The organism is Dermatophilaceae bacterium Sec6.4 (assembly GCA_039636865.1).
In the GTDB taxonomy this organism is placed as follows: domain Bacteria; phylum Actinomycetota; class Actinomycetes; order Actinomycetales; family Dermatophilaceae; genus Allobranchiibius.
This window is the reverse complement of sequence record CP144172.1, coordinates 955,033-978,779: the sequence shown is the minus strand read 5'-3', so window position 1 is coordinate 978,779 and position 23,747 is coordinate 955,033. Positions and strand designations below refer to the sequence as shown.

Here is a 23,747-nt window from a genome sequence, read left to right as displayed (position 1 = left end):
CGGGATGAATCAGGAGGCGAGCACCTCGTCGAGCGTGGCCTCAGCCTTCTCTTCGTCGGTGTGCTCAGCGAGCGCCAGCTCACTGACGAGAATCTGCCGCGCTTTGGCGAGCATCCGCTTCTCGCCGGCGGACAGACCGCGGTCCTGATTACGTCGCCACAGATCGCGCACGACCTCCGACACCTTGATCACATCGCCGGATGCGAGCTTTTCGAGGTTTGCCTTGTAGCGACGCGACCAGTTGGTCGGCTCTTCGGTGTGCTCGGCGCGCAACACCTCGAACACCTTGTCGAGGCCTTCCTTGCCCACAACATCGCGGACGCCTACCAGGTCACAGTTCTCAGCAGGAACTTCAATCGTCAGATCGCCCTGGGCGACCTTCAGCTTGAGGTAGAGCTTCTCCTCGCCGCGGATTGTGCGCTTGTTCATTTCTTCGATGAGTGCCGCACCGTGGTGCGGATATACGACTGTCTCGCCAACCTTGAAAGCCATGTGTGTTTAGCCCCTTTCGCGACCCTAAGAATACCATGGTGAGAGCCACCCCCAGGCATCGTTTTCGCAGGTCAGAGGCCATCCGGACGATCCACAGATGTGCTCAGGGGCCTTGACAGATGCGCCCCGCTGATGCACGCGCGCGAGTTTGTGAGCCGCATCGCCCACTGACCCGACCACTGACCGCAGCCCGCTGCGGCTCGTCAACATCACCCTCCGTCATCAACCTCCGTCGTGCCTGATCACATCGGACCCGGTAGTCTCAGCGCCGTGACGCGACGATTCAAGGCTGGCAAACGCGCCCTCGGCGCCCTGGGACTGGTGACCAGCGCGACAATGCTGAGTGGCTGCTTCTACCTCAATCCGGCCCAGACCAACGTCAGCTACAACGGTGGCGATGGTGCGAACGCCGTCATCGGTAGCCTGAAGATGTCTTCGGTCACCATCAGTACGCGCTCCAAGGGCGCTCCTGGCGCTATGCATGGTCTGGTAGCCAACTCCGGCGGCGCTCCCGTGGTCCTCACCATCGCCATCGGTGGCAGTTCTGCCAAGGTGACGATCCCGGCCGATACCGCCATCCGCCTGGACGGCAAGACGTCCGGCAACACGGAGAAGACCGTCGCGCCGATCCTGGTCGCCAACACCCCGGTCATCCCCGGGAAGAAGGCCGACGTGGTCTTCAGCACTCCGGGCACCGGGCAGACGCCCGTCCAGGTACCGGTGCTGGAATCCCAGGACAAAGATCAGTAGACCGGCTGGCGGCGCTCAGCCGTCGATGTCGAGCTTGTAGCCCAGACCGCGCACCGTGCGGATGTACTGCGGATCGCTGGGGTCGGCTTCAACTTTTGCGCGCAGCCGCTTCACGTGGACATCGAGCGTCTTCGTGTCGCCGACGTAGTCGCTGCCCCACACCCGGTCGATCAACTGGCCTCTGGTCAGCACCCGCCCCACATTGCGAAGCAACATCTCCAGCAGTTCGAACTCCTTGAGCGGCAGCGCAATTGCTGCGCCTGCGACCGTGACGGAGTGCCGGTCGATATCCATCCGGATCCCACCCTCCTGCAATATCGAGGGCAGCAGTTCCTCGGCGTCCTGCGGGCGCCGCATCACCGCCTTGATGCGCGCCAGCAGCTCTCGCGAGGAGTAGGGCTTAGTTACGTAGTCGTCAGCGCCGATCTCGAGCCCTACGACCTTGTCGACCTCGCTGTCCTTGGCGGTCAGCATGATCACCGGCGTATTGGACCGCTGGCGCAACCCACGGCATACCTCGGTGCCGGACATCCCCGGCAGCATCAGATCCAGCAGCACCAGGTCGATTCCGCCACGGTCGAAGAGCGTGAGGGCGTCCGGGCCGGTTTCGGCCAGCATGACCTCGTAGCCCTCCTTGCGCAGCAGGTAGGACAGTGGATCGGAGTAGGACTCTTCATCCTCTACGAGCAGGATGCGGGTCATCGGGAAACTACCTTTCCTGGGACGGGTTGCTGCTCTGGTTCGCGCAGCTCAGCCACCTGATGGTCGGTGGAAGCTGCGACGATTGCGGGTTGCGGGAGGCGCTCGTTGGACAACGGCAGGTGCAGCGTGAAGGTCGATCCCTGGCCCTCCTCGGACCACACCGTCACATCACCGCCGTGTCCCTGGGCGACATGCTTGACGATCGCGAGACCGAGGCCGGTGCCGCCGGTCTGTCGGGATCGGGCGGGATCGACACGGTAGAACCGCTCGAAGATACGTGCCTGGTCGAGCGCTGAGATACCCACGCCCTGGTCGGTGACCGTTACCTGCACCAGGTTCCCGGCCTGCCGCACGGCGAGCGCGACCCTGGTGTGCGGGGAGGAGTAGTGGATCGCGTTCTCCAGCAGGTTTCGGATAGCGGTGGTCAGTAACGTCGCGTCGCCGAAGGTGGGGGCAGGCGCGTCCATACCGGAGGAGCAGACCAGATCGATCTGCTTGTTCTCCGCGAGTAGCCGGACGTGCTCCAGTGCCTGACGCGCGCACAATGCGGCGTCGATCGCGACAGGCTCCTCGAAGGCTGCCGAGACCTGCAGACGGGACAACTCCACGATTTCCTGGACCAGTTGCGTCAGCCGCGATGTCTCTGAATGCATACGGGTGGCGAAGCGTCGCACGGCGTCCGGGTCGTCGGCTGCACCCTCGACAGCCTCTGCCAGCAGGGACAACCCACCCACCGGCGTCTTGAGTTCATGACTGACGTTGACCACGAAATCCCGACGCGTCTGCTCGACGCGGCGGCTGTAGGTCAGGTCATCCACCAAAACGATGACGTGTTCGTCGCCGATGGTGGCGGCCTGGATCTGCAACGTGAGCATGCCTGAGCCCAGCGGACCACGAGCCACCTCCAGTTCGGCCTCCTGAATGCGCCCGTCGCGACGCACTGAGCGGACCAGCTCCAGGATCTCCGGATGTGCCAACTCGCTGCCCCTGATCAGCCCCAGAGCGTGCGCGCGGGGCGAGGCCCGCTCGACCCGGTCGGAGGTGTCCAACACGATCGACATCCCTGGCAGCGCACGAATGACCTCGACGACCTCATCGGACAGGACGTGCGGTCCGTCGTGCCCGGTCGGCGCCACTTGCGCCCGACTTCTGCGGGAACGACGCACGGTCGCCGCCACCGCAACTGCGCCGATGACGAGGCCGACCATGAGCCCGACCACGAGGCCGACAACGACATCCACGCAGATCAGCGTACGCAGCAGGACGGGCCCGGAAGAACGAGTCGCCCGGTGTCCCCCTGGTGTTCATCTTGTCGCCCGCCGTCGTTCACCCGAGCCTGCGAACCTCCTGATCAGCACCCCACTCACGAGCTAGGACAATGAAGCCCATGCGCGATGCCTTTCACGAAGACCTCGACAAGATCTCTGACGACCTGGTCGAGATGACCCGACTCGTCGGGGTCGCGATGACCCGCGCAACCCGGGCGTTACTGGAAGCCGACCTGTCCGTCGCTGAGAGCGTCATCGCTGCGGACGACGACATCGACCAGCTACGCCGCCAGGTCGATGACCACGCGGTGGATCTGTTGGCTCGTCAGCAGCCCGTTGCGACGGACCTGCGGATGGTCGTCACCGCGATGCACATGGCCTCGGACATCGAGCGGATGGGCGACCTGGCCCGGCACATCGCCAAGGTCGCCCGGATGCGCTACCCCGAACATGCCGTACCGGATGAGCTGCGCGCGGTGATCTCGGACATGGAGCGGGTCGCGGCGCATCTGGCGGCCAAGACGGGCGAGGCCATCGCCGACAAGGACGCGTTGGCGGCGACCGAGATCGAGAAGGACGACGACGCACTGGACCAGCTACATCGCCGTGTCTTCGCCACCCTGGTCGATCACGAGTGGTCGCACGGCACCGAGGCAGCGGTCGACGCCACCCTGATCAGCCGCTACTACGAGCGCTTCGGTGACCACGCCGTCGCCGTCGCCGACCGGATCGTCTACCTCGTCACCGGCCGCTACGCCGACGAGCAGGGCTGAGCTCTCAGCGTTCAGCAGTGGCCCTTCGGAAAGGCTGCCAGATGTGCAGTCAACCAGTGCGCGATCGCGGTGAGTGCGCTGGTGCCCGCGGAGAATGAGCCGTCGGACGGCTTGCTCAACATCGAAACGCCGATGACAGGAACGCCTTTGACCATGAGGACACCCATCTGCCGCACCAGGTAGCGTCCCTGCGTGTCCGGGCCCCACCCGCCCTTGAACCGAGCGCCCGAGATGGTCCCGAGACCCCATGCCTGGCCGGGATCGATTTTCCCCATCAGGTCGTAGACGGTGCGGGCCGGCTGTGAACATGGCAGAGCGGAGGCAACCTTCGCCTGATCCTTCGCTGTCCACTGAGTCTGACCGAAGGCGCTGAATCCGGCTCGGACAACCCGAGTCTGGGTGCGGGTGGTGGGATCGCCCAGAGCCACCAGCACGGAATTCATCGAGTTCCCCGCCGCTGTGGCGTTGCCGAGCTCACGCCATAGACGTTCGGCTGCAGCGTTGTCGGATCTCGTGATCGCAGCGCGCGCGAGCGTTTGCACCGTAGACCCACTGGCGCGCGCGAGCGCGGCGATAACCAAGGGCACCTTGGAGGTGGACCAGGCCACCTCGCTGGTGAGCGTGCCCCACTGCACCGCGCCGGGCTGTGTGTGCCCCGCCGGACCCACCGGTACGACTGCGAGCCCGATTCGGCCCCCTAGTTGCGACTGCAATCTGGCAAACGATGCCGTGAGCGCAGACGCCCCCTGCGTCGCCCGTGGAGGGTTCGCGGACTGCGTACTGCTGAGGGCTGGTTCCGCCGAAACATCGGCACTGGCGCGGGCCGCCGCCGGGGAGCACGCGGTGACGCCGACCGCCATCACGATCCCTGAAGCCATGACGGCGAACGCGCTGGACCGGCCACGCATCACTGGGTCACCACGGTGTCGTCGCTCGAGTAGATCAGCACGACGGCATTTGTACCCCCTGTGCACCGCACCGGCTCCTGACCGCTGCAGTACATCGTGTAGTTCCGCTGCTTGGCCGGGCTGTAGGCCATAACACTCGTATCGCTGCCGGCTGCACCACTCGCGGCGTAGGCATCACGGACTGCTTGCGCGAAAGGGCAGCTGGTGATCGAATTCCCCGTAGCGGCCGAGGCGAAGGCTCCGGGCGCGGAGGCGCCGCACACCTGCCCGCCTGCGCCGAGGACGATCGTGGAAGCGTGGTTGACGATGCTGGTCTGAATCTGACTTGTCGTGGCAGTCCGACTTGACGTGGATGACGTCGTGACAGCCTGCGTTTTCGAGGTCCCCGCCGTCTGACGACCGTTGATCAACGCAACGGCCAACACGCCGATCACCAACGCAGCGCACAGCGCGAGGACACCCGCGATGACGGGCACCCTTCGACTCCTGCCGTGATCGACAGGGGCGTTCGGCGATGTGAAGGGTGGCGGTGTCCAACCGCTCAACGACTGCGCTTTCATGGGATTGTGCACGGTCGGTGACTCTTCGATACTGATCTGGTGGGTCATTCTGCGCTCGCCGGTCGGGGTTGCCCAGACCCTGGCCGGCGGTATTCCCCGCAGACTCGAGGTCATTTCGCCGAGCTCATCGGCAACCTGGGCAGCCGACTGCGGCCGTCGCTGCGGGGACTTCTGCAGCAGCGCGGCGATGGTCACCCACAGTTCATCAGGCATATCGTCGGGCCGGTCGGGCATCTGATCCATGTGCTGTCGCAATACCGCCAGCGGGTTCGACGCCTTGAACGGGGTGGCGCCGCAGGTCAGCTCGTAGAGCAGAATGCCCAACGCGTACAAATCGCTCTGGGCAGTCGGGCGGTGACCCTGCCCGAGCTCCGGAGCGATGTACGCAGGGGTGCCCACGAGCGCGGTATTCGCCGCGGCGTTCGGGCCGGTGTCCAGGGTCGAGGCGATGCCGAAATCCGTGATGCGCGGAACCATGCGATCCGAGACGTACTCGAGCATGACGTTCTCAGGTTTGATATCCCGGTGCACGATGCCTGCGGTGTGCAGAGCAGCGAGCCCCGACGCGATGTGCGCGCCCAGAGAAGCGACCGTTTCGGGTGCGAGAACCCGCGTACGCGCCAGCAGCTCGCGCAGACTCCCGCCGTCGACCAGGTCCATCACGATCCCGACCTGCCCACCTTCCACGACGAGGTCGTGCATCTGGACGACATGGGGATCGTGGACGCCGAGCAGCACCCGACGTTCTGTGATGAATCGCCGAACGATGTTTTCGTCGTCAGCGAGGTCGCTCCGCAGCATCTTGAAGGCCCAGCGCTTACCGGTGCCGTCGGTCGCCTCCCATACCTGCCCCGTCGCGCCCGACCCGATCATGCGCTCCAACGTGTAACTACCCACCCGCCTGACATCGGACATGCTGCAGCTAGCGGCCCTGGTTGGCGACTGCTTCAGCAGCAGCTTTCGCGGTCTCCGGGTCCAGGTATTCCCCGCCGGCCACCAGGGGCTTGAAGTCATCGTCGAGGCGGTAGACCAGCGGCATACCGGTAGGGATGTTCAGGCCCACGATGTCGTCGTCGCTGATGCCGTCCAGATGCTTGACCATGGCGCGCAGGCTGTTTCCGTGCGCAGCCACGAGCACCGTCTTGCCCGAGACCAGGTCCGGTTTGAGGTCGGACTCCCAGTAGGGCAGGAAGCGCGCGATGACATCTTTGAGGCATTCGGTGCGCGGCGCGTCCGCACCCAGATCGGCGTAACGCGGGTCACCGGCCTGACTGAACTGCGAATCGGGCTCGATCGCGGGCGGCGCCACGTCGAAGGAGCGGCGCCACGTCATGAACTGCTCCTGCCCGAACTCCTCGAGCGTCGCTTTCTTGTCCTTGCCCTGCAGCGCGCCGTAGTGCCGTTCGTTCAGCCGCCAGGAGCGGTGCACGGGGATCCAGTGCCGGTCCGCGGCGTCCAGTGCGAGGTTCGCGGTCATGATCGCGCGGCGCAGTAGCGAGGTGTGCACCACGTCCGGCAGCAGGCCGGCGTCCTTGATGAGCTCACCACCGTGGATCGCCTCACCCCAACCCTTCTCGGTGAGGGGTACGTCAACCCACCCGGTGAAGAGGTTTTTCGCGTTCCAGTCCGATTCGCCGTGCCGCAGCAACACCAGGGTGTAGGTCATGGCGGCCATCCTAGAAGACGCTCAGGTGTCGAGCAGGTGCGTGAACGCCTCGAGGTTGTGGGTTGACTCACCCCGCTTGACCCGCCAGTCCCATTCGCGCTGCATCGAGGACAGGAAACCGAGGACCAGCAGATCATTGAACGGGGTATCTGCGGCGTCCAGCACCGCGCCGAGGACGTCGTCCAGGTAGGTGGCGTCCACGCCGGCCAGCGGCACCCGTCCGCCGACATACACATCGCCGGTTCCGTCGATGGAGTAGGCAACCGAGGCCATCTTCAGATTGCGACGCAACAGGTGGGCATAGAAGTTCGCGGTGTTCTCATCGGGGTGCCGGATCACGAAGGCAGTGGTCGTGAGCGCTTTCGCACCCACCAGTAGGGACGTGACGGTCCGCAGCTTGCATTCGCCCGGCAGGGTGACGATGTATTCGCCGTCGCGAGCACCGCCCTCCCACTCCAGTTGCGAGTCGGCGAGGAATTCCCTGATCACGCTGTGTGTCCGCTCGACCAGAGCCCCGGACTCCATCACGGGATCACTGCATCGGTCAGGGGAAGTCGCAGCAGTTGCGCGCCACTGTCGATGTCCTGTCTCGCGTCGCGGCATGCCTGCTCGTAGACCTCCAGCAGTTCACCGGTGGTAGTTTCCCAGCCGTGCGCGCCGGCATGCGCGGCTGCGCGGACGCTGCGCTGCGAACGCTCATCCGGAGCGTCCAGGACTGCCTTCAGCGCGCTGGCCCACACCTGCGGCTCGTGCCCGGGCACCAGAACTCCCGCGTCACCGACAGCCCTGGGCAGACCGCCGACGTCGGCTGCGACCACCGTTGCCCCGCACGCCTGAGCTTCCAGAGCGACCAGGCCGAAAGACTCCGATCGCGACGGCACAGCGACCGCGTCACTCGCGCGGAACCACTGAGCCAGCTCGGCACGCGGCACCGGTGGTAGGAACTGCACGACATCACAGATGCCCAGCTCGCGAGCCAACGTCTGCAGCGCCCTCGGCTTGGCCAGGCCCGACCCGCTCGGCCCGCCGAGGACCACCACCATCAGCTGTTGGCGCCGACCAGGATCGGCGCGCACCATCTCGGCCACGGCGCGTAACAGCACGTCGGGGCCCTTCAGCGGCTGGATTCGGCCGACGAAGAGCACCAGCTCGGCCTCGGTCGGGACATCCAATGCAGTCCGGGCGGTCTGTCGATCACCGGGACAGAAGGTCAACAGGTCCACCCCTGGCTCCACGACCCGCACCCTGGCCGGCTCGGCGTCGTACAACTGCACCAGGTCGGCCGCTTCGATCTCGGTGTTGGCCACCAACAGGCTCGCGGCACGCACGACCTGCTCTTCGCCGATCTCGCGGCCCAACGGTTCCGGGCGGTCGCCGGCGGCCAGCGAACGGTTCTTGACCTTGGCCATGGTGTGCATGGTGTGCACAAGTGGCACATTCCACCTCTCGGCGGCCAACCAGCCGACCTGACCGGAGAGCCAGTAGTGGGAATGCACCAGGTCGTAGTGGCCTTCCGGGCTGATCGCCACCAGCCGCATCACCCCGGCAGCGAACGCGCACAGCTGCCCCGGCAGGTCATCCTTGGAAAGACCCTCGTAGGGGCCTGCGTCTATGTGTCGCACCAGGACACCGGGTGCGACAGGCACCACCTCGGCCGACACCGCGCTCGTACGACGGGTGAAGATCTCGACCTCGACGCCCCGCTCGCCGAGACGCTTGGCGGTTTCCAGGACATAGACGTTCATCCCTCCCGCATCCCCCGTACCGGGCTGCTCCAGTGGCGACGTGTGCACGCTGATCATCGCCACCCGGCGCACCGGGGAGGGGACCTCATGGAGTGAAGACATCACCCTTCAGTCTGGCACGCCGGTATAACGGCCAACTGTGGCACGCGGCAGCGACACTGCTCAGTCGACGATCGCCGGGCGCCACGCGGGACGACACCCACGGGCCCGGTCGGTAACCTGCACTCGATGCAGGCGATGAAACCAGTAGGGCTGGTGACCCGCGGCACGACGAATCCCAATCGGCTGCGCCGCGGCGACCGCTGGCTGACCGGTCCAGAGGGCCGGCGGCTGCGCGGCATCCGCGCGCCAGTGGTTGTGGATCTGGGTTACGGCGCCAACCCGGTCACCACCTTGGAGCTGCACACCAGACTTTGTGCCGTCAACTCGCACGTCCGTGTCGTCGGGGTGGAGATCGAACCCGCGCGCGTCGCCGCCGCACAACACCTGGCCCGGTCAGGGGTGCAGTTCGTTCGCGGTGGCTTCGAGATCCCCGTCGCCGGGCCGGTGCATCTGATCCGGGCATTCAACGTGCTGCGCCAGTACGACGAGTCGCAGGTCGCCGACGCGTGGTCGCGCATGCAGTCGCGGCTGGCTCCCGACGGGTTGATTGTGGACGGCACCTGCGATGAGATCGGTCGCGTCGCGAGCTGGGTGGCCGTCGACGCGAGCGGACCGCTCTCGCTGACGATCTCGCTGCGGCTGACGGGGTTGTGCACGCCCTCGATCGTCGCCGAACGGTTACCCAAGGCGCTCATCCACCACAACGTGCCGGGCCAACGCGTCCACACCTTCCTGGCCGCCCTCGATCAGGCGTGGGAACGCGCGGCGCCTCTGTCGGCATACGGTCCCCGGCAACGGTTCGTCAAGGTTGCCCAGGACCTACGCGATGCTGGGTGGCCGGTGCGCGGCTCGTACAAGCGTTGGCGGCTCGGGGAGTTGACCGTCGATTGGGACGTTGTAAAACCCGATTTGTCGGCCCCAGCGGGCCGTTGGAGCGGGCAGAGCTGTCAGAACGGGGCAGGTCGGACGGTTGTTCAGTGACCGGGAGCCGCGAGGTAGGCCGTCCCGACGCCGCTGATCTGCAGCTCGCCTTCGCCGTCGGAGACGAAAACAGCTCCACCGGGGTCCAGCTGCTGCGACTGTCCGTCGCAGATGACCTGCACCGGCCCATCGATCGCCAGCACGATGCGCGGCCCGGTCACGTCCACACCGACCGGCTCGTCACCCGGATCGATGCGCAGCAGCCGGAATTGCGGCGCAGACACGGGGAACCGCACGATCCGGCCATCGCGGTGCCCCGCTTCGGCCACCATCCGCCCGTCGACGGCAACAATCCGAAGAAGCTCGGCGACGTTGATCTTCTTCGGCGTCAGACCAGCACGGACAACGTTGTCGGAGTTGGCAAGAATCTCGACCGTCACCCCGCGCACGTACGCGTGCAGCACTCCGGCGGGCACGAAAAGATAGCTGCCGGGTAGCACGACGCGGTAGTGCATGGTCATCAGCACGATCAGGCCGATATCCCCGGGGTAGTCGTGCGCCACCCGGCGTATCGCATCTGCTTCGTCCTGCGGGACGGCGTGTTGCCCGTCCAACGCCGCCAGCGCGCGCCCCACGACGGCAGGTCGATGCTGCGTCGGGACTGCGAGGATCCCGGCCAACAGCTCGCGGGCGTTACGTGCGGAGCGCACCACGGACTGCAACTCGGGTACGCCGAGGCTGTCCAGTCGGACCACGATCTGCTCGAACGACGCCATTCCCGCGAACATCTCCAGCGGAGTGAGCGGTACGACGGCTTCGGGCTTGGGCCAGTGATCGGCGTAGGTGCCGGCCGGCGCGTCGAGTGCCTGCGCCGCGTCGGGATGACACTGGATCGACAGTGCCCGCTGCGGCGCCAGGACCTTCAGCAGGAAAGGCAGCCGGTTCCCGTACCGCTGGGCGCAAGATGCCCCCAGCACGCCCTGCGGATCCGCTGCGACCACCTCATCGAGCCCGCCGCCTGCCGTACGGGACGGGGCCGCCTCGTGCGCACCGAGCCAGAACTCGGCCTCGGGCTGTTCTGTGGGCGCAGGTCGGCCGGTCAGTTCGGCGAGTGCGGTATGCGACCCCCAGGCGTACTCCTGCACCGTGCCGAACAATCGATCCATCGGGGCGACTACCAGGGGCCGTAGGGGCCGTCACTACGGGTCTGCGAGCGGGTGAGCACCTGGCGTAGCGCCGGCTTCACATCGACGAGGTAGACGGACGACGCGACGATCGCGATGACCCCCATGAACCCGATGGGGTTGCGGACCGTGAGGAAGCCGACAACCAGCGCGATCCCCGTGATCAGCATCCATTTGTTCTTGGTCAGCTTGCCCGCAGCCGTATATGCATTGTCGCGGTGGCGCAGACAGTCCACGAATGCGACGACCTCGACGCCCAACATGGCCAGTCCCAGGGCCAGCGCGACCCAGTACTGGATGACGAAGAGACCATTGAACGGGTTCATGACAAAAGTCTACCGGGGCCTATCAATCAACCAGCATGGCGCTTGGACCGTCGGCCGTCATCGCGATCTGCAGGGACGTGCCGAAGCGTCCGGTGGCCACCGCCAGCCCCATCCCCCGCAGGTTGTCGTCGACGCGTGGATCAACGGTTCGGCATGGGTGGCCGGGCGGCTACGAGCCCTTACGGACCACGACGGTCCGCGCCCCCGCCGGGCGTCGCCGGACAACGTGAATTGGGATACGACCAGTACCGGGGCGCCCGGGTCTGACACTGACTTCTCACCCACCGTGAGGCGAAGGTGGGCAATCTGCGCGGCGAGAAGGTCCGCCTGGATCTATGAATCCTGTTGTGTCACAACGATGAGCGCAAAGATCCCCGACTTACGATGCGCCCGACTCACCGGCCCACAACGTCCGCCCGGGCGTACGTGACACGCTGGAGCACAGCGCGCACGACCGGCTCAGAAGCCGATCGCCTGCACCGCACCGACGGGTTCACCGTGGCCGAGAACCGGCACCGTCCCCACTTCGTCCAGCACGGCCGCCTCGATACCTTCGCAACGCAGCAATGCCGCCATCACGACCTGCCGGGCCCGCCCGCCACCGTCGGCGATTTTCACAGCAAACCCACGGCCGTCGGGCAACCCGACGGCGTACACCGCCTCGGCGCCGTCTTTGGCAACTGCTCCCGGCAGGCCCCGGATCAGGGCGGTGACATCGCGGCGGGTACCTCCGAGGTACTCGGGGTAGGCCCGAATCGCGTGTGCCACCTGACCCTCCTGGGTGGAGTCGGCCGCAGCGGCGATGCGGCCGAACGCCCGTGCGAGACCAGCGAGCGAGATCGCCATGACGGGCGCGCCGCAACCATCGACGGCGGTCGCGGCGATCGGCTCGCCGGCCAGGTCGCCGATGGTGGCCGCCATCTCACGCTGCAACGGGTGGTCCACGTGCAGGTAGGTCAATGGATCCCAGTCCGCCGAACGACAGGCGGCAAGCATTCCGGCATGTTTGCCTGAGCAGTTCTGCGCCAGGGACGTGGGCCCGTTCCCCGCTGCGAGCCAGGCGTCGCGAGCCTGTGCATCGTAGGGAAGGTCCGGTGTGTTCTGCAGGTCGTCCTCGGTGAAACCGTGCGTGGTGAGGATCTGCCGCACCCCGTCCAGGTGGAAAGGCTCACCGGAGTGGCTTGCCGAGGCGAGCGCGAGCAGCGGAGCGTTGAGCTTCAGACCCGCGCGCACCATCGCAACGGCCTGCATCGGCTTGTTCGATGAGCGCGGCAGACACGGTGCGGACGCATCCCCCCATTGACGGACGACGCCAGAATCGGCGCCGGTGATCACTGCACACCCGTGATGCACCGATTCGACGAATCCGTTTCGTAGGACGTGCGCCACCACGGGCGCACCGGACAAGGCTTGGACCGAACTCACCCGAGCCACGATAGGCGGCGCGTCCAATCGCCTTCCGCGACATCTGTCGCTACGGGGCCGGAGCCCGGAGAACAGAACTCCCCGCCGCACCGTTCAACGGGTGCGGCGGGGAGTCCGATCTGGTTGCGTGAATCAGCCGCCGTCAGGTGCGGCGCACTATCGACGATCCTGGATCGATCAGGCGTTGCTGCCGGTGGTCGGGGCAGGGCTGGTGCCGGCCGGGGTGGCGTTAGACGAGGTACTGGCGGCCGGGGTGCTGGCGGCCGAGGTGCTGGCCGGCGCCGCAGTCTTCGCAGCGGGAGCGGCGGCCGTGGCGGGGCTAACCGTCGCCTTGGTGGCGGTCGCCTTGGTGGCCGTCGCCTTGACGGTGGCGCTCTTGGTCGGTGTCGCCTTCTTGGCAGTCGTCGCCTTGGTGGCAGTCGCCTTGGTCGCGGTCACCTTGGTGGCGGCGCTCTTGGTCGGAGTCGCCTTCTTGACAGTCGTCGACTTCGTGGCAGTCACCTTGGTCGGTGTCGACCTGGCAGCAGCGCTCTTGGTCGGAGTCGCTTTCTTGACAGTCGTCGATTTCGTGGCGGTCGACTTCGTCGCAGCCTTTTTGGGACCAGGCTTCTTTGCGGTCGGCTTGGCGTTGCCTTCCTTGGCGGCAGCGCTGCGCTCGTCACGCTCGGCGGCCCGGCTCAGACGCGAGCTCCCCCTGGCCACCCTGGATGCGGCCTCAGAAGCGGCACGGGCAACTTCCTTGCGACCGGCGAATACCGCGGACTTCGCGTTAGAGGTGGTGTCCTCGGCCGTCTTACGCGCCTGCTTACGGACGTCGTCAGCCTGCTTGCGGACGCCGTCGGCCTGCTTGCGGACATCGTCGGCCTGCTTACGAGCGCGGCCGGTGAGGGTGTCCGCCTGAGCCTGCAGCTTCTTGCTGGCCGGCTGGTTCCGCAGGTCTTCCACGACCTGCTGACCACGGGAGACCAGCTCGTTGTAGGAACTCTCCAGGTCGTTCTGCACCTGGCTGTAGGTGGTGGTTGCCGTCTGCGGCAGCGCCTCGATCTGGGCGACGAGGTCGTTGACGGCGGCGGTCAACCGGGACTGGGTCTCGGCCAGTCGGGCCTGCACGGCCTTGGGGGCAGCCTCGTTACGTAGTGACTCGGCGCGCTCGCCGGCCTGGTCCAGCAGCTCGAGCACATTGGCCACCGCAGCATCTGCGGCACCGACAAGTGCGTAGAGGGGGGTGTTGTTCTCGGTCTTCTTCGATGACTTGCCAGCCATGATTCGTGCCTTTCTGTTCGGAGCTCTTGGAAACGCTCTACAAGGTGTGCAAAATTTTCTGGAGATCAGCGCGATGCCTGGGGTTCGTCGTCGACGAACGAGGCGTAGAGGTCCAGCAGCACTGAGCGCTGCCGGTCGGTCAGCAGCGGATCGGTCCTGATCGCGCTTCGGACGTCCAGTGCGCTGCGTTCGCCCCCGGACGGATCTGCATCCAGCAGTCCCGCGTGGACGTACAACTGCTCGGCGGAGATGCGCAGGCCCTTGGCGAGGGACTGCAGGATCTCACCGCTGGGCTTCTTCAGGCCGCGTTCGATCTGCGACAGATACGGATTACTGATCCCGGACCGCTCGGCGAGCTGCCGCAGGGACAGCTGCGCCTGTTGCCGTTGTTCCTTCAGGAACCCGCCCAGATCAGTGACAGGGCTCGGTTTCATGTCTCCATTATGCTTGCTGTGGTTAGCGGAATGCAAGCTGGAGCAAGCGTGATCCTACTCACAAGTAGCAAAGGGAATTACTCACGCGTACCCACTCCTACGGGGTGACGATCACCGTCTGCGCCGCTGCGCACTCCCCCGACACCAACTCGACATCGACCGGGGTGTTGCGCTTGATCAGCGCCAGCGCGATCGGGCCGTCCTCGTGATGACGGACGACTGTGGTCAGGTGCCCGACCGGCCGCTCGGTTCCCGGCACGTTCAACGCGTCCCCCGCCTCGGGCAGCACATGCCCCGAACCGTCCAGGTGCAGGAAGACCAGGCGCCGTGGGGGGCGACCCAGGTTGTGTACCCGCGCCACGGTCTCCTGTCCGCGATAGCACCCCTTGTGCAGGTGCAGGGAAGTGCGCAACCAGTCCAGCTCATGCGGGATGGCCCGGTGGTCGGTGTCGGCCAGCAGTCGCGGGCGCCAGTCCGCCACCCGTAGCGCCTCCGCCGCCCACATGCCTGCCAACGGCCGGTCGGCGATGACCTCGCTGGCACGCTCGCGCGGCACGATCAGCTCTCGCCAACGACGACCCTGGGCCGGATGGGGAGCAGCACCGGAGTAGGAGGCGGTGTCCGGGCCCATCGTCGGCCACGGATCGACCCAGACCAACGTGCCGTCTGCCGCAAACTGCTCCGCGCTGCCCGGCACGTCCGATATTTCCCCGTACTGCGCGTAGTCGGCGCTGACGTCCTCGACCTGTACCCGAAGCATGAACTGCATCGACGTCAGCCACTGGGTGAGCGCCGGGGCCGTACCAGGTTCGACGCCCAGCCACACCGCCGAACCGTCGTCAACGACATGCAGCGCGTGCTCGACGCGCCCGTGCGGGTCCAGGACGAGGGTCTCGGTCGCTACGTGTGGCGCCAGGTCTTTGAGCCATTGAGTGGTCATCGAGTGCAACCAGGTGAGGCGGTCGGCCCCACTGATCCGAACCAGCCCGCGGTGCGACAGGTCCACCAGCCCTGCTCCGCTGACCAGCAGCCGCTGTTCGGTCATCGGATCGCCGTAGTGCGCAGACACACCCGCGTCCACACCGTGTCCCTCGACCGCGCCGGAGCGTGCCATTGCGGGGTTCGCCCATGTCGTACTCACCTGTTCGACAGTACGCCGGAGCGCGCGGACCGCGGAATTTCGCGGTCCTCGCGGTGGCGGCCTGTCAGCCTGTGCTCACTGCGGGCCCACCTACACTGACCGCCATGACGCAGGAGAACGGGCCGTCGGATCCGACATCGCCCGACGGGCAGGCCGATGTGCCCGCGACGGGCGACGACAGGGCCGACTCCGCTGACTCCGGGCAGCCCGGTACCCGCCACGACGCCGCGGTGGCGAAGAAGCGACCGGGTTGCTTCAAGGTCGGCTGCCTGACGCTGCTGTCGATGTTTGTCATCGTGGCGCTCGCCGTCGGCGGGCTGGCGCTCTACGTCAACCACGAGCTCGGCAAGGTCCAGCACTCTCAAGCGCTGCTTCCGGATACCGGACCCGCCAAAGACCTTGCCGCCGGTGACGCGCAGAACATCCTGCTGCTCGCATCGGACTCCCGCGGTACCAATCTGCGCGATAACGGCCGCTCCGATGTCATTCAGCTGATGCACATCAGTAAAGGCCAACGCACGATTCAGGTCATCCACTTCCCTCGTGACATGTATGTCGCTATTCCGGGCCACGGGATGAACAAGATCAACGCCGCCTATTCCTTCGGCGGCTCCAAGCTGCTGGTCACCACCGTGCAGAACCTGCTCAACCTGCACATCGACCACGTCGCGCAGATCGGCTTCGACGGCTTCACAAAACTCACCGATGCGATGGGCGGGGTCGAGATCTACGTGCCGATCGCCTTCAACGAGAAGGGCTACGGGTCGTGGACCAAGGGCTACCACCATATGAACGGGGCCCAGGCCCTCGGGTTCTCCCAGGAACGCCACCAGCTCCCGCGCGGTGACCTGGACCGTGGGGTCGATCAGCAGCAGTGGATAGATGCAATGGTCGTCAAGGCACTTAGTCGGGGCACGCTGCAGAACCCCAAACGTGCCCTCGACATGATTTCGGCCATCGCTCCGTACCTTCTCGTCGATATGTCGACCACCGATCTGCTCAAACTCGCGGTCAGTATGCGGAATATCAACAAGAGCGACGTGACCTACTACAGCGCTCCCATCAAGGGTTTCACCACCAATGCGGTCGGCGACGTCGATATCGTCGACCTCGCGAAACTCCGGCAGATCGGCACGCACCTGCGCACCGACTCTGTCCTCGGGGCCGGATTGGCCCGCAACACTGTCGGCTGACCGCCGTACGATCTGGCGTATGCCTTTCGAACTCGACACGGACATGCCCCGCGAACTGGCCCCCCTGGCCTGGTTGATCGGTCGGTGGGAAGGCGCAGGGGTGTTGGGGTACCCCGGTGATCCCGGTATCGCGTCGGTGAACTTCGGTCAGGAGATCATCTGCAGCCACGACGATCGACCGTTCCTGGAATGGCGCAGCACGACGTGGCTGCTGGACGAGGCCGGGAACCAGGTCGAACCGCTGACCAGCGAAGTCGGCTACTGGCGCCCGCTGCCGGACGGCGAGGTGGAGTTCGTACTCGCCCACCCCACGGGGATCATCGAGATGTACTACGGCAACACCACACCGGCCAAGATCGAGCTCCGCACCGATGGGGTGCTGCGCAGCCCGACGGCGACCGAGTACTCGGCCGCAACCCGCCTCTACGGATATGTCAATTCAAATCTGATGTGGGCCATGGACATGGCCGCGTTCGGTCAGCCACTGCAGAGTTACGCGTCGGCGGAGTGCAAACGCGTCAGCTGAGAAACGCTCAGTTGAGGTGTTCGAACAACCAGACCGCTGCGGTCGGTAGAACACCCGCGAAAAGCACGCCGGCTGCTCCCATCGAGAGGGAAGCGCGCACCGAGCCGGCCTGATCGGGTAGGCCGCGCAGGATCGTCCACAGACTGTGGGCAACACCCGCGCCGAGCAACCCGGCAACCAGTGGTGCGTTCCATGCCACGTCGGCAACGCGCGCTGTCAGCACGCCGGCAGCGATACCGATCACGAGGGACAGCGGCAGACCCCACTCGCGCAGTGTCGGGCGACGCAGGAGCAGGGCGTCGATGACGGCACCCGCAGCTGCTGCTGACAGCGCGGCGACCACCGCTTCCCGACCCCCCGGTCGCAAGGCGGCGTCCGCAACGAACGCCCCACTGGCCAGTACCCCCAGGCCCATCGTCATACCGGCGAGCGCCACGACAACGTTCTCGCGACCGCCTCGGCTGACCAGCGACTGCAGGAAGACCAGGGCCAGCGATATCGCGAGAGCCGCCGTCACCCACCTGATGCCGTCCGCGCTGCCGGAACGTCCGACAACGACAGCCAGGGCAACTGCCCCGATGCCCAGGACGAGAATACTGGAGCGCTCCCGCTGCAGACCGAACAGGACCGGCCAGCCAACCACCAAGAGGGCACTGACCAGCAGAAATGCTCCCGCGAGCACCACCGACCCGGCGTACACCGACACCGCGAGGACCGCAGCACTCAGCACCGCAGCTGCCGCGATCGACCACGATGAGGACGAAGTGGGCATGCTCACCGCTTCCGACCCGGGGCCCCCGCCGTCCTGCGTACGCTGGTCGGTTTGCTGGTTCATCCGCTGAATCCTGCCATCCACCGGCGCAGCTCAGCCACCGGCGAAGGGCGGAAGGACCTCGACAGTTGCACCGGCCGGCACGTCATCCTGCAGGTCCAGGCGTCGGCCATCGGCAACAATCGCGCAGAGCCCAAGGACCGGACCGAGGGCCGCGTGACGGGCTGTGGCGACGTCCAGCAGCTCACCTACGGTGCGGGCCTCCAGTTCTTCACTGGCGATTCCGGCGGCAGCCTGGGCGCCCGCCCAGTAGCGAACAGTCACTTGCGACATGAATATCGGCACGCCTTTCTCTGATCTTGCAACATGGGCCGCAGACAGCGGCCAGGGTCTTCACGCATTTCGCGCTCGGGCGTGGCGCTGGTCACTGCGACCAGCATCGACCTCACGCGATCGATATACGCCGTATTCTCGTTCAGCATGGCACGGTTGCTCCTCCTCACCGACGCCCGCGGCGCCAGTGTCGAGGTTCTTCCGGCGCTGGGCCTGTTGGGCCACCGCGTGCGCATTCTGCCGACCGAGCCTCGCGCGCTGGTCGACCCCCCCGAAAGCGACGTTGTGCTGCTGGATGCACGCTCGGACCTGGTCAACGCCCGCGGGTTGGCCCGGGTGCTGCGGGCCGCCGGACTGTCGACCCCGCTGATCGCGATCTTCACCGAAGGCGGGCTGACGACGCTGACCAACGAATGGCAGGTCGACGACGTGCTGCTGCACACGGCGGGCCCCGCCGAGGTCGAGGCCCGCATTCGCCTGGCGATGACCCGCTCGGTCTCGGCAACCGAACCGGAGAACAGCCAGATCTCGGCCGGCGGCCTGGTCATCGACGAGGACGCCTACAGCGTGAGGTTGCGAGGCACCGCACTTGACCTGACCTACAAGGAATTCGAGCTCCTTAAATACCTCGCGCAGCACCCCGGCCGGGTCTTCACCAGGGCCCAACTGCTCCAGGAGGTCTGGGGTTACGACTATTTCGGGGGCACCAGGACGGTCGACGTGCACGTGCGGCGGCTGCGCGCGAAACTCGGTACCGACAACGAGGCACTCATCGGCACCGTGCGCAATGTCGGCTACCGCTTTGTCAGCTCCCAGGAGCAGCGCTCGCTCGAAGAGGCAGCCAACTCCGCGTGACCTCGTGCTGTCGGCGTGCTGCGCCCGGTCGCGCAGCCAGAAACCCCATGTCGATGTGATGCAATCGTTGGTATGACCCTTTCCCCGCAGTCGGTGCGCGCCCAACTCCCGGGCCTGGCCCGCGCGGCACAGGTTGCGGACGGCGTCGCGCCACTGTCCGAGCAGGCGCTGCTGGCCGCCGGGCGGCCGGCCGAGGCCGGATCGACCACCCGCAGCGGTGGAATGGAACAGATGGTCTGGCACGACGTGGATGGGCAGCTGAGCGTTGTCGCGGTTCCGGACGAAACGGGCGCGTCCTACGAACTGGTCGTGCACCCCGACCATCGCCGACACGGCTACGGCGCCAGCGTGCTCGATCTGATCATCAACCAACGCAATCCCGATGCGCGGTTCTGGGCGCACGGCGATCTCGCTGCCGCAAAGGCCCTCGCGACCAGCCACGGGTTACGTAGTGTGCGCGAGATGTGGCGGATGTCGCGACCTGTGCTCAGTGACCCGGCTATCGAGAAGCCGCGCATCCCGAACGGTTTCGCCGCTCGTGCCTTCGTGCCCGGTCAGGACGAGGAAGCATGGCTGAACCTCAACGCCCGGGCCTTCGCCCACCACCCTGAGCAGGGCCGGATGACTTCCACCGACCTGGACGAGCGGATGTCGCAGGACTGGTTCGATCCGCAGGGTCTGCTGCTCATCGAGGACGTGAGTGGCCCGGATCCAGTTCTGGTTGCATCGCACTGGACCAAGATCGAGGTCGCTGACGTGGGCAACACGGGTGACCACACTGACGGCGGCGCCGACACCGCGGGGCACGCGTCAACCGAGGGCGAGGTCTACGTCGTCGCGGTCCACCCTGACTATCAGGGCCAAGGCCTCGGGCGAAGCGTGACCGCACTCGGGCTGGCCTATCTGGCCGCCGCCGGCGTCGACAGCATCGACCTGTACGTCGAGGGTGACAACGCCGCCGCTATTGCCACCTACCGAGGCTGGGGTTTCCAGAAAGTCAGCGCCGACGTGATGTACGGGCCGCACAGCCCGTCCTGAACACCGGGTCGGCAGAAGTTGGGAACGCGCTCTTCGGGGAGCTCTACCCGTTGCGCTGTTCGTGGGAACATGAAGCCATGGACGCTCATTCCGCAGCAACTGCCGAGCACCCTTCCGAGCCACAGACGACGGGGGAAACCGAGCAGAACGACGCCGTTGACGACGCCACCGCCCTGGGACGGACAACGTCGAGCAGCGCGACCCTCGTACGCCTGGCCCGTCGATCTTCCGAGGAGCCTGCGCGCGCCGCGAACGGTCGGTTCGTCCGGGTGGCGCCCGAGCTGGAATTCGACCCGCAGGACGACGAACTGCCCGAAGACCGCTTCCTGGACCGCGAGATCTCCTGGATGCAGTTCAATGAGCGGGTACTGCAACTTGCGGCGGATCCGACGGTGCCACTGCTGGAACGCACCCGTTACCTGTCTATCTTCGCCAGCAATCTGGACGAGTTCTTCATGGTGCGGGTTGCCGGGCTGAAGCGTCGCATCGCTACCGGGCTCGCCGTCCGGTCTGCCTCAGGACTCGAGCCACGCGAGGTCCTGGACGAGATATCCCATGCAGCGCACAAGCTGATGGATGTGCACGCCCAGCTCTTTCAGAAACAGCTGCGGCCCGCTGTGCAGGACGAAGGCATCCGGATCCTGCGTCCCGTGGAGCTGACCGAGGCCGACCGTGACCATCTCGGCGATTTGTTCCGGGCTCGCATCTACCCGGTTCTCACTCCGCTCGCGGTTGATCCCGCGCACCCTTTCCCGTACATCTCCGGGCTCTCGCTGAACCTCGCGGTCATCCTGATCAACCCGAAGACCGAGCGCGAGCACTTCGCCCGGGTCAAGGTCCCGCCCTTGTTGCCCCGGCTGATCGAACTGCCACCGGACGAGGGTGAGGACCCCCTCTTCAATACCCGGTTCGTCGCCATCGAGGACGTCATCGCCGAGCACCTCGAAGTGCTCTTTCCAGGTATGGAGGTGCGTGAGCACTTCACCTTCCGGGTTACCCGCAACGAGGACCTCGAGGTCGAGGAGGACGACGTCGAGAGCCTGCTCACCGCGCTGGAACGCGAGCTGACCAGGCGCCGGTTCGGGCCGCCGGTGCGCCTGGAGATCGCTGACGACGTCGACGACCACGTCCTGGATCTGCTCGTGCGCGAGCTCACTGTGGACGCCCGGGAGGTCTACCGGCTGCCCGAGCCGCTGGATCTACGCGGACTGGAAGCCATCGCCGACCTCGACCGTTCCGCACTGCGGTGGCCCTCGTTCGTCGCGATGACCCACCCCGATCTCGCGCCCGTGGAGCGCTCTGCTCAGGCCGACGTGCTCGGCGCGATGAGCAGCGGAGATGTCCTGCTGCACCACCCGTACGACTCGTTCTCCACCTCGGTACAGGCCTTCATCGAGCAGGCCGCCGCCGATCCCAAGGTCCTCGCGATCAAACAGACGCTGTACCGGACCTCGGGCGACTCCCCCATCATCGATGCCCTCATAGAGGCCGCCGAGACCGGCAAGCAGGTGTTGGCCGTGGTGGAGATCAAGGCCAGGTTCGATGAGCAGAACAACATCTCCTGGGCGCGCAAACTGGAACGCGCGGGTGTGCATGTCGTCTACGGAATGGTCGGGCTGAAGACCCACGCCAAACTGTGCCTCGTCGTCCGTCAGGAGGGCGAAGCAATGCGACGCTACTGCCACGTGGGCACCGGAAACTACAACCCCAAGACCGCCCGGCTGTACGAAGACCTCGGCCTGTTGACTTGCGACCCGGAGGTCGGCGAAGACCTGTCCCGCTTGTTCAATCAGCTGTCCGGGATGGCGCCGCGCAGCAAGTTCCGGCGGCTGCTGGTCGCTCCTCGATCGATGCGCACCGGCCTGACCGAGCGGATGAACAAGGTCGCTGAGGCGGCCAGGGAGGGACGGCCCGCCCGGATTCAGATCAAGGTCAACTCCCTGGTCGACGAGGGCATCATCGACGCTTGTTACCGCGCCTCGCAGGCCGGCGCGCAGGTCGACATCTGGGTACGTGGAATCTGCTCGCTACGCCCCGGCATCGAGGGCCTGTCGGAGAACATCCGGGTGCACTCGGTGCTCGGCAGGTTCCTGGAGCACTCGCGCGTCTTCCGATTCCAGATCGAGGGCGAGGACGACGTCGTCTACATCGGCAGTGCCGACATGATGCACCGCAACCTGGACCGAAGGGTCGAGGCGCTGATTCGCATCACGACGCCTCGACACGTGGAGAGTCTCGGTCGGCTGTTGGACCTCGGGATGGCGGACAAGACCTCGTCGTGGGCGTTGCACGGGGATGGCCGTTGGGAGCGTCACCGCGTCAACGAACAGGGTGAACTGCTCACCGACCTGCAGCAGCACCTCATCACCGGGTACGCCAAGCGACGCAAGAAGGCGCGCCGTCGGTGAAAAGTTGTCTCGGCGCGCCCCCCGCTGCCGGTGCACTGGTATGGCGCCGCGACAAGGGGGTACTTCAGGTCGCACTGGTCCATCGACCACGTTACGACGACTGGTCGTGGCCCAAGGGCAAACTCGACCCAGGTGAGTGCTGGAGCGGTGCTGCGGCTCGGGAGGTGCTGGAGGAGACGGGGCTGGAGCCACGTCTCGGCATCCCGTTGCCCCGATCGGTCTATCCGATCCGTGACGGCAGCTCCAAGGAGGTGCGCTACTGGGCCGCCGAAGCCGTCGGTGGTACTGGTCATCTGGAGAACGAGATCGACGCAGTCGAATGGCTTGCTCCTGCCGCGGCACGTGACCGGCTGTCCTACACCCGTGACGCGCTCCAGGTGCAGGCGTTGGTCGATGCTGATCGCCGGGGGGCCCTGCGAACCTGGGCAATCGTCATCGTGCGGCACGCAGATTCGGTGTCCCGTTCCTCCTGGCATGGGGACGACGGCAAGCGGCCGTTGAGCAAAAGTGGCCATCAGAGGGCCGAGGCACTGGTGCCGATACTCGGGGCCTATGGCGTGACGCGCGTCGTCTCATCTTCTTCGGCTCGCTGCGCACAAACGGTGAAGCCGTACGCCCACTCAGCAAAACTACCGATGCACAAGAAGGCCGCGCTCACCGAGGAGACCTACGAGCGATCGCCGGCCCGCGCCGTGCGCCAGCTCGAACGGGCGCTGGACGACGGTGAATTCGTTGCCCTGTGCACCCACGGTCCGCTCCTGCCTGGACTGCTGCACCGGCTCGCAGAGCAGACCACTGAGGGTGCGGCCCGTAACGCCCTGACGGAGCGGGCGATCCAAGGCATGGACAAGGGTGAGGCCCTCATCTGTCAGATGGTCGACGTAGGCGATGCTGCGCGGGTCGTATCGGTAGAACGCAACCGCCCCTGAGCTCGCCCGACGAGGGGAAGCAGAAGTGGAAAT

26 protein-coding genes are annotated in these 23,747 nt (G+C 66.1%); 9 read left to right on the top strand and 17 right to left on the bottom strand.

Annotated elements, in window-relative coordinates:
• Window positions 1–9 precede the first annotated feature (9 nt).
• Window positions 10–492 (bottom strand): CarD family transcriptional regulator, encoded by a 483-nt coding sequence (locus V3G39_04825; protein ID XAS77371.1) that lies wholly within the window; start codon window positions 490–492, stop codon window positions 10–12.
• Between the two features lie 270 nt (window positions 493–762).
• Between V3G39_04825 and V3G39_04820 the strand changes: the two genes are divergently transcribed.
• Window positions 763–1,242, top strand: coding sequence for a hypothetical protein (locus V3G39_04820; GenBank protein XAS77370.1), 480 nt, complete (start codon window positions 763–765; stop codon window positions 1,240–1,242).
• A gap of 15 nt (window positions 1,243–1,257) precedes the next feature.
• Here V3G39_04820 and V3G39_04815 read toward each other — a convergent pair whose 3' ends face one another.
• Complete coding sequence (locus V3G39_04815; GenBank protein ID XAS77369.1) at window positions 1,258–1,944, bottom strand: response regulator transcription factor; 687 nt, start codon at window positions 1,942–1,944, stop codon at window positions 1,258–1,260.
• Window positions 1,941–3,185, bottom strand: coding sequence for an ATP-binding protein (locus V3G39_04810; protein XAS77368.1), 1,245 nt, complete (start codon window positions 3,183–3,185; stop codon window positions 1,941–1,943). The genes V3G39_04815 and V3G39_04810 overlap by 4 nt, the downstream gene beginning before the upstream one ends.
• A gap of 146 nt (window positions 3,186–3,331) precedes the next feature.
• On the opposite strand from V3G39_04810, the gene phoU reads away from it, so the two are divergent.
• On the top strand, window positions 3,332–3,985 hold the full coding sequence (phoU, locus tag V3G39_04805; protein ID XAS77367.1) for a phosphate signaling complex protein PhoU: 654 nt from the start codon (window positions 3,332–3,334) through the stop codon (window positions 3,983–3,985).
• An 11-nt stretch (window positions 3,986–3,996) separates the two neighbouring features.
• Here the strand turns inward: phoU and V3G39_04800 are convergent, their stop codons facing one another.
• From V3G39_04800 to mshA, 5 genes are read right to left on the bottom strand one after another with little or no spacing between them, the layout of a single operon-like run.
• Window positions 3,997–4,863, bottom strand: coding sequence for a serine hydrolase (locus tag V3G39_04800; GenBank protein ID XAS77366.1), 867 nt, complete (start codon window positions 4,861–4,863; stop codon window positions 3,997–3,999).
• A gap of 29 nt (window positions 4,864–4,892) precedes the next feature.
• Window positions 4,893–6,368, bottom strand: a complete 1,476-nt coding sequence (locus tag V3G39_04795; protein XAS77365.1) for a serine/threonine-protein kinase — start codon at window positions 6,366–6,368, stop codon at window positions 4,893–4,895.
• 7 nt (window positions 6,369–6,375) lie between these two features.
• The gene (locus tag V3G39_04790; GenBank protein XAS77364.1) at window positions 6,376–7,119 is read right to left on the bottom strand and encodes a phosphoglyceromutase; all 744 of its coding nucleotides are present in this window, start codon (window positions 7,117–7,119) and stop codon (window positions 6,376–6,378) included.
• A 21-nt stretch (window positions 7,120–7,140) separates the two neighbouring features.
• Window positions 7,141–7,644 carry a YbjN domain-containing protein gene (locus tag V3G39_04785; protein XAS78176.1) on the bottom strand — a complete coding sequence of 168 codons (504 nt, stop codon included), beginning with the start codon at window positions 7,642–7,644 and terminating at the stop codon, window positions 7,141–7,143.
• Window positions 7,644–8,966, bottom strand: coding sequence for a D-inositol-3-phosphate glycosyltransferase (mshA, locus tag V3G39_04780; protein XAS77363.1), 1,323 nt, complete (start codon window positions 8,964–8,966; stop codon window positions 7,644–7,646). Before mshA ends, V3G39_04785 begins: the two co-directional genes overlap by 1 nt.
• Window positions 8,967–9,092: 126 nt before the next feature.
• Between mshA and V3G39_04775 the strand changes: the two genes are divergently transcribed.
• A complete protein-coding gene (locus tag V3G39_04775) occupies window positions 9,093–9,947 on the top strand; it encodes a class I SAM-dependent methyltransferase (protein ID XAS77362.1) in 855 nt (284 codons plus the stop codon).
• On the opposite strand, the gene manA is transcribed toward V3G39_04775, so the two are convergent.
• The 7 genes from manA to V3G39_04740 form a co-directional block, all read right to left on the bottom strand.
• Entirely contained in the window at window positions 9,941–11,053 is a 1,113-nt protein-coding gene (gene manA, locus V3G39_04770; protein XAS77361.1) for a mannose-6-phosphate isomerase, class I, read from the bottom strand. The genes V3G39_04775 and manA overlap by 7 nt on opposite strands.
• Before the next feature lie 8 nt (window positions 11,054–11,061).
• Window positions 11,062–11,397 (bottom strand): DUF2516 family protein, encoded by a 336-nt coding sequence (locus tag V3G39_04765; protein ID XAS77360.1) that lies wholly within the window; start codon window positions 11,395–11,397, stop codon window positions 11,062–11,064.
• Window positions 11,398–11,454: 57 nt separating this feature from the next.
• The gene (locus tag V3G39_04760) at window positions 11,455–11,667 is read right to left on the bottom strand and encodes a D-aminoacyl-tRNA deacylase (GenBank protein XAS78175.1); all 213 of its coding nucleotides are present in this window, start codon (window positions 11,665–11,667) and stop codon (window positions 11,455–11,457) included.
• Window positions 11,668–11,856: 189 nt separating this feature from the next.
• A complete protein-coding gene (locus V3G39_04755; GenBank protein XAS77359.1) occupies window positions 11,857–12,822 on the bottom strand; it encodes an asparaginase in 966 nt (321 codons plus the stop codon).
• 177 nt (window positions 12,823–12,999) lie between these two features.
• Entirely contained in the window at window positions 13,000–14,085 is a 1,086-nt protein-coding gene (locus tag V3G39_04750) for a hypothetical protein (GenBank protein XAS77358.1), read from the bottom strand.
• 65 nt (window positions 14,086–14,150) lie between these two features.
• Complete coding sequence (locus V3G39_04745; protein ID XAS77357.1) at window positions 14,151–14,519, bottom strand: helix-turn-helix transcriptional regulator; 369 nt, start codon at window positions 14,517–14,519, stop codon at window positions 14,151–14,153.
• Window positions 14,520–14,616: 97 nt separating this feature from the next.
• The gene (locus V3G39_04740) at window positions 14,617–15,633 is read right to left on the bottom strand and encodes a folate-binding protein (GenBank protein XAS78174.1); all 1,017 of its coding nucleotides are present in this window, start codon (window positions 15,631–15,633) and stop codon (window positions 14,617–14,619) included.
• A 131-nt stretch (window positions 15,634–15,764) separates the two neighbouring features.
• On the opposite strand from V3G39_04740, the gene V3G39_04735 reads away from it, so the two are divergent.
• On the top strand, window positions 15,765–16,853 hold the full coding sequence (locus V3G39_04735) for an LCP family protein (GenBank protein XAS77356.1): 1,089 nt from the start codon (window positions 15,765–15,767) through the stop codon (window positions 16,851–16,853).
• Window positions 16,854–16,872: 19 nt separating this feature from the next.
• Window positions 16,873–17,379, top strand: a complete 507-nt coding sequence (locus V3G39_04730) for an FABP family protein (GenBank protein ID XAS77355.1) — start codon at window positions 16,873–16,875, stop codon at window positions 17,377–17,379.
• Between the two features lie 7 nt (window positions 17,380–17,386).
• Here V3G39_04730 and V3G39_04725 read toward each other — a convergent pair whose 3' ends face one another.
• Window positions 17,387–18,214 carry a hypothetical protein gene (locus V3G39_04725; GenBank protein ID XAS77354.1) on the bottom strand — a complete coding sequence of 276 codons (828 nt, stop codon included), beginning with the start codon at window positions 18,212–18,214 and terminating at the stop codon, window positions 17,387–17,389.
• Between the two features lie 30 nt (window positions 18,215–18,244).
• A complete protein-coding gene (locus V3G39_04720; GenBank protein ID XAS77353.1) occupies window positions 18,245–18,484 on the bottom strand; it encodes a MoaD/ThiS family protein in 240 nt (79 codons plus the stop codon).
• 147 nt (window positions 18,485–18,631) lie between these two features.
• Here V3G39_04720 and V3G39_04715 point away from each other — a divergent pair, with 147 nt between their 5' ends.
• From V3G39_04715 to V3G39_04700, 4 genes are all read left to right on the top strand, one after another.
• Window positions 18,632–19,339 carry a response regulator transcription factor gene (locus tag V3G39_04715; GenBank protein XAS77352.1) on the top strand — a complete coding sequence of 236 codons (708 nt, stop codon included), beginning with the start codon at window positions 18,632–18,634 and terminating at the stop codon, window positions 19,337–19,339.
• 72 nt (window positions 19,340–19,411) lie between these two features.
• Window positions 19,412–20,377, top strand: coding sequence for a mycothiol synthase (gene mshD / locus V3G39_04710; protein XAS77351.1), 966 nt, complete (start codon window positions 19,412–19,414; stop codon window positions 20,375–20,377).
• 77 nt (window positions 20,378–20,454) lie between these two features.
• On the top strand, window positions 20,455–22,785 hold the full coding sequence (locus tag V3G39_04705; protein ID XAS77350.1) for an RNA degradosome polyphosphate kinase: 2,331 nt from the start codon (window positions 20,455–20,457) through the stop codon (window positions 22,783–22,785).
• Complete coding sequence (locus V3G39_04700; GenBank protein XAS77349.1) at window positions 22,782–23,714, top strand: NUDIX domain-containing protein; 933 nt, start codon at window positions 22,782–22,784, stop codon at window positions 23,712–23,714. Before V3G39_04705 ends, V3G39_04700 begins: the two co-directional genes overlap by 4 nt.
• Window positions 23,715–23,747 lie beyond the last annotated feature (33 nt).

Coding starts and splice junctions, on each gene's coding strand:
- V3G39_04795 (XAS77365.1), bottom strand. CDS start 6,368: ATGTCCGATGTCAGGCGGGTGGGTAGTTACACGTTGGAGCGCATGATC.
- manA (XAS77361.1), bottom strand. CDS start 11,053: ATGGATCGATTGTTCGGCACGGTGCAGGAGTACGCCTGGGGGTCGCAT.
- V3G39_04725 (XAS77354.1), bottom strand. CDS start 18,214: ATGAACCAGCAAACCGACCAGCGTACGCAGGACGGCGGGGGCCCCGGG.
- V3G39_04745 (XAS77357.1), bottom strand. CDS start 14,519: ATGAAACCGAGCCCTGTCACTGATCTGGGCGGGTTCCTGAAGGAACAA.
- V3G39_04720 (XAS77353.1), bottom strand. CDS start 18,484: ATGTCGCAAGTGACTGTTCGCTACTGGGCGGGCGCCCAGGCTGCCGCC.
- V3G39_04715 (XAS77352.1), top strand. CDS start 18,632: ATGGCACGGTTGCTCCTCCTCACCGACGCCCGCGGCGCCAGTGTCGAG.
- V3G39_04825 (XAS77371.1), bottom strand. CDS start 492: ATGGCTTTCAAGGTTGGCGAGACAGTCGTATATCCGCACCACGGTGCG.
- mshD (XAS77351.1), top strand. CDS start 19,412: ATGACCCTTTCCCCGCAGTCGGTGCGCGCCCAACTCCCGGGCCTGGCC.
- V3G39_04775 (XAS77362.1), top strand. CDS start 9,093: ATGCAGGCGATGAAACCAGTAGGGCTGGTGACCCGCGGCACGACGAAT.
- V3G39_04740 (XAS78174.1), bottom strand. CDS start 15,633: ATGGCACGCTCCGGCGCGGTCGAGGGACACGGTGTGGACGCGGGTGTG.
- V3G39_04705 (XAS77350.1), top strand. CDS start 20,455: ATGGACGCTCATTCCGCAGCAACTGCCGAGCACCCTTCCGAGCCACAG.
- V3G39_04750 (XAS77358.1), bottom strand. CDS start 14,085: ATGGCTGGCAAGTCATCGAAGAAGACCGAGAACAACACCCCCCTCTAC.
- V3G39_04730 (XAS77355.1), top strand. CDS start 16,873: ATGCCTTTCGAACTCGACACGGACATGCCCCGCGAACTGGCCCCCCTG.
- V3G39_04800 (XAS77366.1), bottom strand. CDS start 4,863: ATGGCTTCAGGGATCGTGATGGCGGTCGGCGTCACCGCGTGCTCCCCG.
- V3G39_04815 (XAS77369.1), bottom strand. CDS start 1,944: ATGACCCGCATCCTGCTCGTAGAGGATGAAGAGTCCTACTCCGATCCA.
- V3G39_04785 (XAS78176.1), bottom strand. CDS start 7,644: ATGGAGTCCGGGGCTCTGGTCGAGCGGACACACAGCGTGATCAGGGAA.
- phoU (XAS77367.1), top strand. CDS start 3,332: ATGCGCGATGCCTTTCACGAAGACCTCGACAAGATCTCTGACGACCTG.
- V3G39_04790 (XAS77364.1), bottom strand. CDS start 7,119: ATGACCTACACCCTGGTGTTGCTGCGGCACGGCGAATCGGACTGGAAC.
- V3G39_04765 (XAS77360.1), bottom strand. CDS start 11,397: ATGAACCCGTTCAATGGTCTCTTCGTCATCCAGTACTGGGTCGCGCTG.
- V3G39_04735 (XAS77356.1), top strand. CDS start 15,765: ATGACGCAGGAGAACGGGCCGTCGGATCCGACATCGCCCGACGGGCAG.
- mshA (XAS77363.1), bottom strand. CDS start 8,966: ATGTCTTCACTCCATGAGGTCCCCTCCCCGGTGCGCCGGGTGGCGATG.